The 14,620-nt window shown below is 34.6% G+C and carries 14 protein-coding genes and 1 riboswitch; of the genes, 8 read left to right on the forward strand and 6 right to left on the reverse strand.

Annotated elements, in window-relative coordinates:
- Positions 1 to 37 precede the first annotated feature (37 nt).
- The 4 genes from NST49_RS06065 (at position 38) to NST49_RS06080 (ending at position 5,618) form a co-directional block, all read left to right on the forward strand.
- Positions 38 to 823 carry a glucose-1-dehydrogenase gene (locus tag NST49_RS06065; RefSeq protein WP_187948406.1) on the forward strand — a complete coding sequence of 262 codons (786 nt, stop codon included), beginning with the start codon at positions 38 to 40 and terminating at the stop codon, positions 821 to 823.
- A gap of 631 nt (positions 824 to 1,454) precedes the next feature.
- A complete protein-coding gene (locus NST49_RS06070; protein WP_251165593.1) occupies positions 1,455 to 2,453 on the forward strand; it encodes a glycosyltransferase family 2 protein in 999 nt (332 codons plus the stop codon).
- On the forward strand, positions 2,449 to 2,856 hold the full coding sequence (locus NST49_RS06075) for a GtrA family protein (RefSeq protein WP_269465134.1): 408 nt from the start codon (positions 2,449 to 2,451) through the stop codon (positions 2,854 to 2,856). Before NST49_RS06070 ends, NST49_RS06075 begins: the two co-directional genes overlap by 5 nt.
- 5 nt (positions 2,857 to 2,861) lie before the next feature.
- A complete protein-coding gene (locus NST49_RS06080) occupies positions 2,862 to 5,618 on the forward strand; it encodes a YfhO family protein (RefSeq protein ID WP_341047559.1) in 2,757 nt (918 codons plus the stop codon).
- Positions 5,619 to 5,659: 41 nt separating this feature from the next.
- On the opposite strand, the gene NST49_RS06085 is transcribed toward NST49_RS06080, so the two are convergent.
- The 3 genes from NST49_RS06085 to NST49_RS06095 form a co-directional block, all read right to left on the reverse strand.
- Complete coding sequence (locus tag NST49_RS06085) at positions 5,660 to 6,367, reverse strand: MgtC/SapB family protein (protein ID WP_034537286.1); 708 nt, start codon at positions 6,365 to 6,367, stop codon at positions 5,660 to 5,662.
- 77 nt (positions 6,368 to 6,444) lie between these two features.
- Positions 6,445 to 7,011, reverse strand: coding sequence for a chromate transporter (locus NST49_RS06090; protein WP_023178795.1), 567 nt, complete (start codon positions 7,009 to 7,011; stop codon positions 6,445 to 6,447).
- The gene (locus NST49_RS06095) at positions 7,008 to 7,586 is read right to left on the reverse strand and encodes a chromate transporter (protein WP_251165591.1); all 579 of its coding nucleotides are present in this window, start codon (positions 7,584 to 7,586) and stop codon (positions 7,008 to 7,010) included. The genes NST49_RS06090 and NST49_RS06095 overlap by 4 nt, the downstream gene beginning before the upstream one ends.
- A 276-nt stretch (positions 7,587 to 7,862) precedes the next feature.
- On the opposite strand from NST49_RS06095, the gene NST49_RS06100 reads away from it, so the two are divergent.
- Both NST49_RS06100 and gorA read left to right on the forward strand, forming a co-directional pair.
- The gene (locus tag NST49_RS06100; RefSeq protein ID WP_341047562.1) at positions 7,863 to 8,717 is read left to right on the forward strand and encodes a glycosyltransferase family 8 protein; all 855 of its coding nucleotides are present in this window, start codon (positions 7,863 to 7,865) and stop codon (positions 8,715 to 8,717) included.
- Between the two features lie 58 nt (positions 8,718 to 8,775).
- Entirely contained in the window at positions 8,776 to 10,128 is a 1,353-nt protein-coding gene (gene gorA / locus NST49_RS06105; protein WP_023178792.1) for a glutathione-disulfide reductase, read from the forward strand.
- Positions 10,129 to 10,551: 423 nt separating this feature from the next.
- On the opposite strand, the gene NST49_RS06110 is transcribed toward gorA, so the two are convergent.
- Positions 10,552 to 10,779, reverse strand: coding sequence for a hypothetical protein (locus tag NST49_RS06110; protein ID WP_023178789.1), 228 nt, complete (start codon positions 10,777 to 10,779; stop codon positions 10,552 to 10,554).
- A gap of 286 nt (positions 10,780 to 11,065) precedes the next feature.
- Positions 11,066 to 11,166, forward strand: a riboswitch (purine riboswitch).
- 163 nt (positions 11,167 to 11,329) lie between these two features.
- Between NST49_RS06110 and NST49_RS06115 the strand changes: the two genes are divergently transcribed.
- Positions 11,330 to 12,790 (forward strand): NCS2 family permease, encoded by a 1,461-nt coding sequence (locus NST49_RS06115; RefSeq protein WP_187948403.1) that lies wholly within the window; start codon positions 11,330 to 11,332, stop codon positions 12,788 to 12,790.
- Between the two features lie 178 nt (positions 12,791 to 12,968).
- Entirely contained in the window at positions 12,969 to 13,451 is a 483-nt protein-coding gene (locus NST49_RS06120) for an AI-2E family transporter (protein ID WP_034537277.1), read from the forward strand.
- Between the two features lie 56 nt (positions 13,452 to 13,507).
- Here the strand turns inward: NST49_RS06120 and NST49_RS06125 are convergent, their stop codons facing one another.
- The gene (locus tag NST49_RS06125) at positions 13,508 to 14,257 is read right to left on the reverse strand and encodes an NAD-dependent epimerase/dehydratase family protein (RefSeq protein WP_023178784.1); all 750 of its coding nucleotides are present in this window, start codon (positions 14,255 to 14,257) and stop codon (positions 13,508 to 13,510) included.
- Between the two features lie 83 nt (positions 14,258 to 14,340).
- Complete coding sequence (locus tag NST49_RS06130; RefSeq protein WP_341047567.1) at positions 14,341 to 14,538, reverse strand: CsbD family protein; 198 nt, start codon at positions 14,536 to 14,538, stop codon at positions 14,341 to 14,343.
- Between the last annotated feature and the right edge of the window lie 82 nt (positions 14,539 to 14,620).

Below are 14,620 nucleotides of genomic sequence, written 5' to 3' on the forward strand. Positions count from 1 at the left end.
ACATTCATTCAGTCATGAAAACTATAGGAGGGGTTAGATGTATAACGGGTTAAAAGGTAAAGTTGCGGTGGTTACAGGTGGTTCTAAAGGAATCGGAAATGCCATTGCCAGACGGTTATCTGAAGAAAAAATGAAAGTTGTCATTAACTACCATAGTGATAAAGAAGGCGCTGAAGAAACGGTAGAAGAATTAAAAAAAGCTGGCGGAGAAGCTGTGGCAGTCGAGGCTGATGTCAGTAGTGAAGATGGAGTGAAAGCCTTACTAGATGCAGCTATTTCTAATTTTGGCGATTTAGATGTGTGGATCAACAATGCTGGAATGGAGAATAAAGTATCTACTCATGAGTTAACGTTAGAAGATTGGGATAAAGTGATTAATGTGAACTTGACTGGGGTCTTTCTTGGCTCTAAAGCAGCTTTAAATCATTTCTTAGAAAAGAATAAAAAAGGAAATATCATCAATTTATCTTCCGTTCATGAACGGATTCCTTGGCCAACATTTGCACATTACTCAGCTAGCAAAGGTGGAGTAAAATTGTTCAATGAAACAATTGCATTAGAATACGCGCATAAAGGTATTCGAGTGAATAGTATTGCTCCTGGAGCAATCAACACACCGATCAATGCAGAAAAATTTGAAAATGAAGAAGAAAAAGAAAAGACCTTGAATATGATCCCAATGAACTATATCGGAAAACCGGAAGAAGTTGCCGCAGCTGCGGCTTGGCTGGCTTCTGATGAATCAAGTTATGTAACTGGAACAACACTTTTCGTTGACGGTGGGATGACCTTATATCCTTCTTTTGAAAAAGGGGAAGGTTAAAAATAGTTTGTTGTTTCGTTAAAATTTAGTAGAGAACCTTGAATAATGTTGTTTTTAAGCCAATAAATGGGAGTTTAGTGGTTTAGAAACAGCAAATGTTCAAGGCTCTTTTTATTGTATATTCTTTTTTTATTATTTCTAGTATTATATAGAATGAATACCTTTACAAATTGCGAAAAAAGTTATTTTTCATTTTACTGAAAATAGATTTAAAAAGGAGCATATATGAGAATTCTGAATGGTATTATTTCATTAACTAGTTCATTTTTTATGTTTATATTGCTTTACACGTTGCGTTTAGGTGATTATTCAACTTATCATGTATCTTGGTATATTTTCCCCTTCATACTACTAGCTATTTCGATTCGTTGTTTTTTTAAACATTATGTAGATGAAAAAAAATAATGGTTATAATCTGTTTACATCATTAAATAAAACGCAAGTGATTATAAAAAAGACTTAGAGTAGCTCATTCTAAGTCTTTTTAACGTTCATTATGAAGAACATTAAGAGAAATTTCTCATTTTAAATGCGACAAATTAGACGTCTATTTTGCTGTAAGATATACTAGGTAAGAGACGAACGGATGTAATGTAGGGTTCGATGTACGAAAATGAAAGGTTCGATAAAAATGAAGACAATTACTATATTGATTCCTGCTTATAATGAAGAGGCAGTAATTGACAAGATGTATAAAAAATTAGATGCCGTTTGTGGAGAATTATCTCAATATTCATTTGAATTTTTATTTGTGAATGATGGAAGCAAAGACCGCACGATGGACTATATCAAAGAGTTTAAGAGAAGAGATTCTCGTGTTCAATACGTAGATTTATCACGTAACTTTGGAAAGGAAACAGCCATGTTAGCAGGGTTTGATTATGCTAAGGGAGATGCGGTCATTATTATTGATGCCGACTTGCAACAACCGCCAGAAACGTTTGCTGAGATGATTCATTGGTGGGAAGAAGGCTATGATGATGTCTATGCTGTTCGAATAGAACGCGAAGGAGAAACTTGGTTTAAGAAATGGACTTCTAATACCTATTACACTCTTTTGCAAAAGGTAGCTAAGGTGAAAGTTTATCCACAAGCTGGAGATTTTAGATTGCTCGATAAAAAATGCATTGTGGCACTAAGACAACTGAGAGAGCATGAGCGCTATACCAAAGGAATGTACGGATGGATAGGGTTCAAAAAGAAAGAAATTTCTTATATAGCAGAACCTAGAGCAGCTGGTGAGACAAAATGGAAACTATCTGCATTGTTGAATCTAGCATTAAATGGAATTACTTCTTACAGTACGATGCCATTGAGAATCTGGTCTATTATTGGATTCATTATTTCAATGTTTGCCTTTATTTATATGGCTGTTGAAATTATTCGAACAGCTTTATTTGGTGCAGAGGTTGCTGGGTATCCTTCGCTGATTGCAGGTATTTTATTTTTAGGTGGAATTCAACTTATTTCACTTGGAATCATCGGAGAATATCTTGGGCGTGTGTTTGTAGAAACCAAGGAAAGACCGGTATACTTTATTCAAGAATATTCTGAAAAAGAAAATGAGCAAAAAAATCAAATTCAAGATGAATGGAAGAAAGAGATGGACTTAAAGCATGATGAAAATTAAAGAATTAGTTAATAAGTATGCAGAAGTGATTAGTTATTTGATTTTCGGAGGGTTGACGACAGTCGTCAATATTATTGTTTTTTACTTATTTGATTCTATATTGGATGTACATTATTTATTCGCAAATGCTATTGCCATTATTGCTTCAATTTTATTTGCCTTTTTTACAAATAAAAAGTATGTGTTTAAATCTTCTACACCAACAGTGAAATTATGGCTAAAAGAATTTAGTTTATTTGTTTCTTTTCGCTTATTATCAGCCGTATTCGATATGGGGAGCATGTGGTTATTGGTTGATGGATTAGAACTAAACACCAATATCGCAAAAATCATTACACAATTTATCGTGGTGGTACTGAATTATGCCTTTAGCAAATTTTTCATCTTTAAGCAAGGAGAGTGATCAAGTTGTTAAATGCCTTCAGCGATAATTTATTTGAAGAAAGAAAAATCACAAAACGAACTTTTGCTCTCTATACAGGTTTATTTTTAGTAATGATTATTGGAATTTATAGTTATTTTATTGTGTTACAAAAATCGTTTATCTGGGAAGGGGATGGCTATTCTCAGCACTATTTGATTTTTAAAGATTATTTAAGTTCGATAAGAAGCTTTTTAGCTCAACCTTCAGCAGGATTTCAATTTTGGGATTGGTCTATTGGGATGGGCTCAGATCTATTTGCGGCTTATGGTTATTATGTCTTAGGTGATCCCTTTGTATATTTAGGGTTATTGTTTCCAGTAAGCATGACTGAATTGGCATTCCATGTACTGGTTTTATTGCGCGTCTATTGTATTGGCGCAGCCTTTTTAACCTATTGCCGTCGCATGAATGTTTCCAGCTCAGGAGCTTTGGTGGGCACAATGATGTACACTTTTACGTTCTATGTCATATTAAATGTAACAAGGCATCCCTTTTTCCTGATGCCGATGATCTTTTTCCCATTATTGTGTCTAGGAATAGAAAAAATCTTGCACAATGAATCAAACTTGTTATTTATTTTTATGATTTTTATTAGTGCGTGCAGCAATTTTTATTTTTTCTACATGTTGAGTGTATTGATTTTTATCTATGCCGTCATTCGTTATTTCCATCTTTATGGAATGAAAAAAATGAAACTACTTTTCCACTATATCTGGAAATCTGTTTACTCTTATTTGATTGGATTATTATTATCTGGCTTTTTGTTTATGCCAATCGTTTGGGGTTTTTTACAGTCTTCTAGAGAGCCAGGAAAGTTTGCCAGTGGATTGACCCTATATCCAGTTAAATACTATTTTTCTTTAATCGCAAATTTATTCGTATCGGAACGGTACTTATGGACCTTATTTGGGTTTTCGGCTTTCGTACTGTTGTTGATCCCTATATTATGGATAAGACGAAAAACATTTGGATTTATTTCATCTAGTTTAGCATTATTTAGCATTATGCTATTATTGCCAGCGTTTGGATCCGTTATGAACGGCTTTGCAGGACCCTATAATCGTTGGACCTTCGTATTGCCAATGTTCTTTTCGTTAGGTGCAGCTATGTTATACAATCAACGATTCCATTTGGAAAAAAAAGAGTTGAAAGCAATGGGCTGCATGCTTACTTTGTATAGTTTAGTTATGATTCTGATTGGCAGTGTCATTGGGTTCAGATTAGCATACGCCATGCCAATCTTTTTTGCTCTAGTACTCTTCGTTCTTTTAGTAGTAGCAAATAAACAACGCGCCGCACAATCGTTGACAAGAAAAGGGAAGCAGCTTTATTCAGCAGCTTTATTAGTCTTGATCATGGGGAACTTAGCATACAACGCTATGGATTATTACTATCCATGGGGGCAAGATACACTAGACTTGTCATTGGATTATGGAACCGTTGATGAAGATTATTTAATGACTTTTGATCAACTTGAGCAGGAACTTCCTGAAAGTAAGGATATTTCGCGTATTGGAGTAACAAGCAAAGACAATCATGTGAAAAATCAGATGGTAGGATTAAACCAAATGGGGTTGAATTCATATTTGTCAGTAACAAATGGAGCGATTTCGGACTTTGCCCGATTAATGGAAACAGGACAATTTCAATTGATCCAACCGTTGCGAAATGGCTTTGATGATCGCAGGGTGGCGAATAACGTTTTAGGCGTTCGTTACATCATTACTAAAGCTGCTAATGAGAAGTACCTGCCGTATGGTTATGATGTGGTCAAAGAAACTGATTCAAATTATATTGTTGCAGAGACGCAAGATTATTTCCCATTTGCTTATGCGAATACAACTTACCTAACAAAAGAGTCAATAAAAAAACTGAATCCGATTGAGAGAGAACTTTTTCTATCTTATGGTGTCATACTAGATTCAGAAAGCGATAAAGTAAAAGAGTTAGATGCCTTTAATCAAGAGTTGTCTGTTGATGAAGTGGAACATCAAATTATTTCTGCAGACTCAACAAAAGCAACGGTTGAGCAAAATGAAATTCATGTAATAGAAAATAATGGGACCATCGAATTGGTTCTTGATGATCCAAGTGCAGTACAAAATGCTGAAGTATACGTGTATCTTGAAGGATTAGATTTTACGCCTAAAGTCAGTGACCCATTGACAGGTACACCAACGAGTTATTCTGCTAAAGTAGCATTTGGAGAACAAAAGAAGACGATTTATCAATCGAATCTTTTAAGTTTTAGTTCTTACTTTAAACGCACGAAAATGTTGTTTAATATGGGATATCAAGAAGGAAATGCTCAAGAGGATACTATTTCCATCCAATTTTCTAAAGCAGGTGAATATAAAATTGAGGATATCACCGTGCTTTCTGTTCCTCTAGATTCCACTTATTCTGACAGAGTAGCTGAAAAAAGAGACCAACAGTTGATGATTGAAACGTTTGATAATCATACTGTAAGTGGGTCGATAGACCTATCAGTGCCTTCAATTTTAACAACCACTATTCCTTATACAAAAGGATGGAAAGCAGAAGTGAACGGCGAAAAAGTTGAGACGATCCAAGTAAATGAAGGTTTTATTGGGATTCCATTACAGGCTGGCCCGTCAAATGTAACCTTTACGTATCAAACACCCTTTTTACGTTTAGGAATTGGAGCTTCTTTGCTAGGACTTGTATTGGTGATCTTCAATACATTATTTTGGAACAAGCCAGGTAAAAAAACAACTTAAAAAAGCCTTGGAAGAGAGGATGTTCTCTCTTCCAAGGCTTTTTAGTTTTCTCTTAACGTATGGACACGAAGAATGTGTTCGTATTCTGAAAGATCTTCAACAACAGAAGCGATTGGTTTAGTATCTGGTAAACTAAGTGTGTAGAGGTTGACATAACTGTTATTTTCTTTATTATTTGTATCCACACTATAGTCTAAACCAAGAACATTGATTCTCATACTTTCAAAATAAGTATTTAAAAATTGCTTCGTTTCTTTTCGATTGACATAATAGATTTCAATTCGTTTTGAACTTTGAACGCGAAAGATACGTCTAATGACAAGTAAAACAAGTAATATAATGAGACAGCTGAGTAAAGCTAAAAAGTAGCTGCCCATTCCAATGGCTATACCTAAGCCAGCAATTGTCCAAATTGAAGCAGCTGTAGTTAGTCCGGTAACACTTTTTTTCGTCACAATAATCGTACCGGCACCTAGAAAACCAATACCGCTTATAATTTGCGCAGGCATCCGAGTCATATCCGTATTTAATAGTTGTGTCAAATCTGGATTATTTAAGCCCATCTCAACGGTATTATAAGTAACTTCTAATTGAACTAGTGTCACGATACAGGCTCCAAGACAAACTAATATATGAGTTCTGAGACCAGCATCATGTCCTTTGATCTCACGTTCATAACCAATGGCACTGCCAAATAAAACCGCTAAAATTAAGCGTAAAAAGATTTCACCGTTATCTAATTCAAACATTTAACCACCTTCTTTCTAGACAAATAAATGTAAAATAAAAAGGGTCATTATGAAGTATCAAAGACAAAAATCTCATTTTAAAGCACGATACTAGAAATAATCAATCTGGCAACTCCTGCTAAAAGCATAATATAGATGGGACCAATTTTTGTTTTTTGTAACAAAACTAAACCGATACCAAATAGAATCAAGGAAATCCAATCAATCTCAGCCCATGCAATTGGAAAAGAATCGCTATTAAATAAAGCTGTCAGTAAGATAGATAAACCGGCAGAAGCAATCAAAGCAACAACTGCTGGGCGTAATCCTTTTATCACTCCTTGAACCAACGACAATCCTTTGTATTTATAATATAGGACTGCCAATGATAATACAATGATAACGGATGGTGTGATACACCCTAAAGTAGCAATAAGGGAACCTGGAATTCCAGCTACTTTAGTTCCAACAAAGGTAGAAGCATTTAATGCTATTGGACCAGGAGTCATTTGTGAAATGGTTAAAATATCAATATATTCTGTACTCGTTAGCCACTGATTTTTTTCAATCACTTGTTCTTGTATCAAGGGTAAAGCAGCATATCCGCCACCAAAACTTAAAGCACCAACTTGGAAGAAACTCCAAAATAATTGCAAGTAAATCATTTCTTTAAGCCTCCTTTTGTCAGATGCGTTTCTTTATAAGTCGTGTACGCCCCAATCGCACCACAAATAACTAAAATGATGACGATATTGATAGAAGTAAAAGAAGCTACAAGAAAAGCAAGGATCATAACAATAATAGGCAGTTTTTTTTTGGTTTTAGTGATTCCTTTTGCCATACCGATCACGACATTTACAATAACGGCAGCCACCCCAGCTTGCATACCAAGTAGAACAGCATTTACAATAGAATTATCACGAAAAGCCAAGTAAAAATAGGAAATAATCGTAATAATTATCAGTGGAGGTAAAGAAGTTCCTATTACACTAATAATAGCACCTGGAATACCAGCCATACGGTAACCGATTATAATAGAGGCATTAACAGCGATTGGTCCCGGTGATGATTGAGCAATAGCTACTAAGTCTAACATCTCTTCTTCATTGATCCACTTTAACTCATGTACAAAGCGCTTTTGCATAAGAGGGACAATGACATATCCTCCGCCAAAAGTAAAAGCACTCAAAGTAAAAGTAGACATAAATAATGTCCAATAAAATGATGTATCTTTTTTCATAAGAAACTCCTTTATTTATAAATTTTACTAATCTATCATAAGTATACAATAAATGAGGAGAGAAAAAGAAATAGTAGGCAGGTTTAACTCCATTTTATAAATCATTTTTGGCTGAATGCTCTGCTTTAATTGAAATATTTTGACGTTTCATTCATACTTTAATAAGTTAATTACTTTTTTTTAGTAAGAAAAAAACGATTCTAACCAATATAAGGTAGAGAAAAGTGATAAAAAAAGTTACACTATAAAAGAGAAGCAGAATGTAGGAGAAATGTTATGAATCTATTATTTACACTTAATGAAAATTATTTGCCTCCTCTGTACACGGTTCTTCGTTCGATTTTTTATTCGAATAGTAAAGAAAAGTTTACGGTATATATTATGCACCAAAGCATATCGGAACAAAAACTGGAAGATTTGCAACAATTTATCACTAAAAATGGACATACATTTTGCCCGATTGATTGTAAGAATCTATTTACAGAAGAAATTTTTGTGAATCGGTATTACTCTATAGAAATGTATTATCGCTTACTAGCTCCATTCGTGTTGCCAGCAGAATTGGATCGGGTTTTGTATCTTGACCCTGATATCATTAATTTACGTTCATTTTCATCATTTTATGAACAAGATTTTGAAGGCAAGTTATTTGTAGCGACGACTCATGATTATGCAACCAAATGGATCCAACCTATTAATAATATACGTTTAGGTACATTAACATCAGAAGATTACTTTAATACGGGTGTCATTCTGATGAATCTTACTTTGATCCGAAAAACAAGAAATCAAGAGGAGATATTTACTGCCATAAAAGTGAATAAGAATCGGTTAGTACTGCCAGATCAGGATATTTTCAATCATTTGTACTGGAACGAAATCAAAGAAGCAGATTGGCAGATCTATAATCTTGACGCGCGTTTTTATTCTCAATTGAATCGTGTTTTTCCTCGAAAGTTTTCTCTGGAGTGGGTAGAACAAAAAGTGGTATTTATCCATTATTGTGGCAAGCATAAACCATGGATAGAACGAGAATCATACCGTCACAAATTAGGCGGGTACTATCTTTACTTTGAAGAGCCTTCAAGACAAGTGGGAAACTTAGATGGATTAAATGAAAATAAAGAGTAAAACACTTCATTAACTGAAGTGAAGATAGAAAATTACAAAGAAAGCAGGGATTTAGAAAATGAGTAAACATTATGATTATATTGCAATTGGCGGAGGAAGCGGTGGGATTGCTTCTGCTAACCGTGCGGGAATGCATGGGGCAAAAGTTGCTTTGATCGAAGGAAATGCTATTGGCGGAACATGTGTCAATGTAGGATGCGTACCTAAAAAGGTTATGTGGCATGGCGCTCAAATAATGGATGACATGAAATTGTATGCAGAAGATTACGGCATCTCAATTAAAGATCGCCAATTAAATTTTGAAAAATTAGTAAAAAATAGAGAAGGCTATATCTCACGCCTACACACGATCTATCAAAAAAACTTAAACAACAATAAAGTTGAATTGATCAATGGATATGCGAAGTTTGTTGATGCACATACGATTGAAGTAAATGGTGAACAATTAACAGCTGATCACTTTTTGATTGCAACCGGTGGACGTCCTGAGTGGCCAAAAATTCCAGGTGCAGAATATGGAATTGATTCAGATGGATTCTTTGAATTAACGGAATTACCTGAACGAGTAGCGATTATTGGTGCAGGTTATATTGCTGTTGAATTAGCAGGTGTATTGCATGGTTTGGGTTCAGATACACATTTATTTGTTAGAAAGCATGCTCCATTACGGAACTTCGATTCAATTATTGTTGAAGGACTGGTTGAAACAATGGCTAGAGAAGGAGCAACTTTGCACATCCATTCTGTTCCTAAAGAAGTAATAAAGAATGAAGATGGCACCCTAACGATCCACTTTGAAGATGGTTCTACTCATACAACAGATACACTTATATGGGCAATTGGCCGTCAACCAAATACAAAAGACTTAAACCTTGAAGTAACGGATGTAGAATTAAATGCTGGTGGGTACATTAAGGTTGATAAATATCAAAATACAACTGCTGAAAATATTTACGCTATTGGAGATGTGACAGGCCATATTGAATTAACGCCGGTAGCTATAGCTGCTGGACGTCGACTTTCTGAACGCTTATTCAATAATAAACCAAATGCATTTTTGGATTACACTAACATTCCAACAGTTATCTTTAGCCATCCGCCGATTGGAACAATTGGAATGTCGGAAGAAGAAGCAAAAGAAACGTATGGAGAAGAAGACATCAAAGTGTATACGTCTATTTTTACTTCTATGCATAGTTCCATAACGGCTAATCGACAAAAAACATATATGAAATTGGTTTGCCAAGGTGAAAACGAAAAGATTGTTGGTTTGCATGGACTTGGAAAAGGTTTGGACGAAATGGTCCAAGGATTCGCAGTAGCGATTAAGATGGGCGCAACAAAAGCTGATTTTGACAATACAGTAGCGATTCATCCTACTGGATCCGAAGAATTTGTTACAATGACTTAGTTAAGAACTAATAGTATTGAAAGTAAAGTTGGGTTACGGAATAAAAAGTAGTTACAAAAAAAGTTTTGCTCTTCCTAGTGAGAGTGAATCTTTTTTTGTATCACTTTTACGTGAACCTTGTCTTGACGGAAAAGTTGAAGTTATTTTTTACTCACTGATACGTGAAGAGCCGTTTCATGAAAAAGTGACATTAATTTTCTGCTCCACTTATTCGTTGAAGGCCATTTCATAGAAGAGTGGACGTTCTTAACAATCGAAAAAGGAAGATGCTTAAAAGAAAATAGGTAAATCAAAAAAATTTGTTCTTTATTACTTATTAAACTAGGAACTAAAATTAAAAATAAACAAAGAACAGTGCAGAAAAGTTATTTCTGCACTGTTCTTTGTTTATTTATCAGACTTAATCGAATGAAGTTCTAAAAACTATTCGTAATTCCACTCACCGTTACTACTGTAATGAACGACCTCACCATTATCAAAGTGAACATCCATTGTTTGAAGATCATTGTTCCATAAAACTTCTTTAATATTTTCTTTAGTGTATTTAGGAGGATCGTCCAATGTATCCATGTGTTGCGCATAAACGTTGGTCAACCAGCTGATTTGATTTGAATCTAATTCACTGTATCCTTTTACTTGTGTGAAATCCATAATAAATCCCTCCTGTATCTTTTGAATCTATTGTAACGTATCTAAAGAAAAATAAAAAAAGAAAACCCTTTAGTAAAAGAAAATAGACTCTTTCAAAATTATTATGAATATACAGACTGAAAGAGAAAGCGGTTAAGAATTAAAAACAAATAAGAGAAAATACCCATTAAATAGTTAATAATCCTTTATATAACAGTTTTATTAATGTTAAACACGAACAATGAAATGTTTTATTTGACGTAATATCCACTTTGGTGTTGTTTTATAAAAATTTATCTTCTATAATTAACTTGCAATGTTTAGAACCGAATATAATTAAGCGATATGGGCTTTAAGTTTCTACCGGACACCGTAAATGTTCAGACTATTGGTTCTAGATAAACTCAGTTGGTTTATTTAGAGATACATTAGATGCATTGGAGTAACTGTGATTAATTAATTTTTTTGTCATTATATCTTCAATAAAGCAGTTAGGTAGAAAAACTGAAACTCAGTAGATTTAACTATCAAGGTTCACTTTGTAATCCAAAAAAAGTGGGGAAATAGTAAAATGGAAAAGTTTTTTAAATTAAAAGAAAATGGAACGACGGTAGGTACTGAAGTTACAGCAGGGCTAACGACTTTCTTCGCAATGTCTTATATTATTTTTGTCAACCCGGCAATTCTTTCTTTAACAGGTATGCCTACACAAGCAGTTTTCTTATCGACTTTAATAGCTGCTGCTATTGGAACATTAGTAATGGGGCTGTTCGCTAACGTTCCTTATGCACAAGCTCCTGGTATGGGATTAAATGCATTCTTTACGTATACAGTCGTATTTGCTTTAGGATTTTCTTGGCAAGAAGCTTTAGCAATGGTCTTTCTTTGTGGAATATTTAATATATTGATCACCGTAACAAAAATACGTAAAATGATTATTCGTTCTATTCCAGAAAGTCTGCAACACGCTATTAGTGCTGGTATCGGTGTATTTGTTGCTTATATAGGGATCAAAAATTCAGGTTTCCTTCAATTTACTTCAGAACCTGGCAATATCGAAACAATCAACAATGCTCCTTTTGATGCAACAGCCTCTTACTCAGACGGTATTTCGAGTGTCGTAACTGGTGGTGGGATTGTACCTGCGTTAGTTAACTTTACAAGTCCTGGATCTTTATTAGCTTTGATTGGTTTGATTATTACCGTTATTTTATTAGTGAAAAATGTAAAAGGAGCTATTCTGATTGGGATCATTGTTACAACGATTATCGGAATTCCGATGGGCGTGGTAGACGTATCAGTGATATCTAACCCAGCTAATTCATTAGGCAATGCTTTTTCAGAGCTAGGAACGACTTTTGGTGCTGCGTTTGGTAGTGAAGGGATGATTTCTCTATTCAGCAGTGCGTCACGTTTGCCATTAGTTATTATGACCATTTTTGCTTTTAGTTTATCAGATGTATTTGATACAATTGGAACATTTATTGGAACGGGTCGTAAAACTGGAATCTTTAGTGCTGAAGATGAAGTAGCATTAGACAATAGTACTGGTTTTAAAACAAAAATGGATAAAGCCTTATTCGCAGATGCTATCGCAACTTCTGTAGGTGCTATTTTTGGAACATCTAATACAACGACTTTTGTTGAAAGTGCAGCTGGTATTGGTGCCGGCGGAAGAACAGGTTTAACAAGTGTTGTTGTAGCTGTATTATTCCTTTTAACAAGCTTATTCTCACCCCTAGTCGCACTTGTGCCGACTCAAGCAACATCTGCATCTTTAATCTTAGTAGGAGTTATGATGATGTCTTCATTCTTAGAAATTAAATGGGATAATTTAGAAGAAGCTATTCCAGCATTCTTTGCTTCTATTTTTATGGCTTTATCTTATAGTATTTCATATGGGATCGCTGCTGGATTCATTTTCTATGTCATTGTTAAAGTGGTCAAAGGAAAAACAAAAGAAATTCATCCAGTATTATGGATCTCAACATTATTGTTTGTATTGAACTTCTTGATTATGGCGTTTATCTAAAAAGAAAATAGCAACTTTAAGTAAACCATCTTAAACCTAGACAGCAGCATACTGTTGGCGTTTAAGATGGTTTTTTTGTATCATTAAAAGATACTACTCAAGTTGGATCACACAAGTGTTGAATTCTTATATAATAAAAGAAATAAATGACTTAAGAGAAACGGAGCTGGATAAAAGAATGAGTGATTTAAAAGACATATTTTATCGATCGTTAAAAGGAATCAAAGGTTACTTTAAAGCAGAACTAAAATTAGCTGCTCTAACGTTTGTTCTTTTATGTATTGGTTTTTATATTATAGGAATTGATTTCTGGGGAATAAAGGCTTTAGGAATTGCTATTATAGATATTATTCCTGTTTTAGGAAGCGGGATTATCATGATTCCATGGGCACTTATCCATTTCTTTATGGGAAATACAACGATTGCTTGGCAATTAGGACTAGTATATATCGTTATTAATGTGGTTCGACAAATTGCTGAACCGTTTGTTACAGGTAGAGAAATTGGTGTAAGACCGCTTTATACATTTATCTCGACAATTGTTTGTATGCTTATTTTTGGGCCTTTGGGAGCACTGATAGGAGCAGGTGTAGCAATCGTTATAAAAGCTGTTTATGACGTGAAAATGGTTCGTAATAGTGATCCAAGTGAATGGGAATAAAAGCGAATAGGAAACGGAGCTGGGGTCATCCCAACTCCGTTTTTTCTTTATGAAAATTAGTTTTGGTTAAAATAACCAAGAAGGTTAAAGCCGTTATCTTTTGGTTTATAGCCAATATCTACTCTAGCCTGATCAATATCTAAACGTGGGAAAGTGTTATTTGAAATACCATTAACGAGTATGAATGGTTCGTTTAATGTAGCTGTTAAACAACAATCTACAAGGTGGCACATATCCTTGCCTGATAAGTAATTAGACATAGCTTCAGGAGCATCTAATGCTGGAAGTTCGTCTCCTTTAAAATCGCCAATTCGAATTCCTATCGACTCTAGCCCGGTTGTAAAAGCATAATGACTCGCTAGACCTTCCAAATAGACTTTTGACACTCCATATAAATCAGCTGGACGAACGGGGTCATTTGTTGCGACTTGGATATTTTGCGGGTAAGCATCGACAGCATGAATGGAGCTAGCAAAAATAATACGTTTGATCGAATCACTTTTTGCAGCTTCAATATAGAGATTATGTGGAAGCTTGTAATTCAAATCTAAAAGACTATCATAAAACTCCGCATCAGGACTTGGATCCCCCGCTAGTTGAATAACATATTCAATACCCTCTAGCAGTCCTTTCCAGTTATCTAAAACAGATAAATCTAATTCTTTTGTAGTGGTTCCTTTAACAAGTTCTTTATCAGATTTAGAAAAATCAATATCTACTAAGGTTAATTCATGGTTTTTTTTCAAATGAGTGGTTAGTACTTCACCAATCGTTCCTGTTGCACCGGTAATTAAAATTTTAGCCATTGCCCATCCTCCTGATTAATTTAAGTTAAGTTAAAAAGAGTACCACGTTAGCAGTACTCTTTAGGGGGAAACAAAGTTAATTCTTACTTATCGCTCTTATCATTTAAGTCGTCTTTTACTTTACCGACTTTTTTTTGAACTTCGCCTTTGGCTTTTTGAGCTTTACCTTCAGCTTGTTTGCTGCGGTCGTTTGTTGCATCACCATATGAATCTTTAGCTTCACCAACAACCTTGTCTTTAATACCTTTAGCTTTATCTTTCATTCCGTTATCTTTTTCCATGTTCAATTCCTCCTATGAAACTAGATTTTTTTACGGCGATAATTTTTATCCAGCAAATGTGTTGCCGTTCAGCAACAACAGT

It is taken from the genome of Carnobacterium sp. FSL W8-0810, from assembly GCF_038007125.1.
GTDB classification, from domain to species: domain Bacteria; phylum Bacillota; class Bacilli; order Lactobacillales; family Carnobacteriaceae; genus Carnobacterium_B; species Carnobacterium_B inhibens.

Coding starts and splice junctions, on each gene's coding strand:
- NST49_RS06065 (WP_187948406.1), top strand. CDS start 38: ATGTATAACGGGTTAAAAGGTAAAGTTGCGGTGGTTACAGGTGGTTCT.
- NST49_RS06070 (WP_251165593.1), top strand. CDS start 1,455: ATGAAGACAATTACTATATTGATTCCTGCTTATAATGAAGAGGCAGTA.
- NST49_RS06085 (WP_034537286.1), bottom strand. CDS start 6,367: ATGTTTGAATTAGATAACGGTGAAATCTTTTTACGCTTAATTTTAGCG.
- NST49_RS06090 (WP_023178795.1), bottom strand. CDS start 7,011: ATGATTTACTTGCAATTATTTTGGAGTTTCTTCCAAGTTGGTGCTTTA.
- NST49_RS06095 (WP_251165591.1), bottom strand. CDS start 7,586: ATGAAAAAAGATACATCATTTTATTGGACATTATTTATGTCTACTTTT.
- NST49_RS06100 (WP_341047562.1), top strand. CDS start 7,863: ATGAATCTATTATTTACACTTAATGAAAATTATTTGCCTCCTCTGTAC.
- gorA (WP_023178792.1), top strand. CDS start 8,776: ATGAGTAAACATTATGATTATATTGCAATTGGCGGAGGAAGCGGTGGG.
- NST49_RS06110 (WP_023178789.1), bottom strand. CDS start 10,779: ATGGATTTCACACAAGTAAAAGGATACAGTGAATTAGATTCAAATCAA.
- NST49_RS06115 (WP_187948403.1), top strand. CDS start 11,330: ATGGAAAAGTTTTTTAAATTAAAAGAAAATGGAACGACGGTAGGTACT.
- NST49_RS06120 (WP_034537277.1), top strand. CDS start 12,969: ATGAGTGATTTAAAAGACATATTTTATCGATCGTTAAAAGGAATCAAA.
- NST49_RS06125 (WP_023178784.1), bottom strand. CDS start 14,257: ATGGCTAAAATTTTAATTACCGGTGCAACAGGAACGATTGGTGAAGTA.
- NST49_RS06130 (WP_341047567.1), bottom strand. CDS start 14,538: ATGGAAAAAGATAACGGAATGAAAGATAAAGCTAAAGGTATTAAAGAC.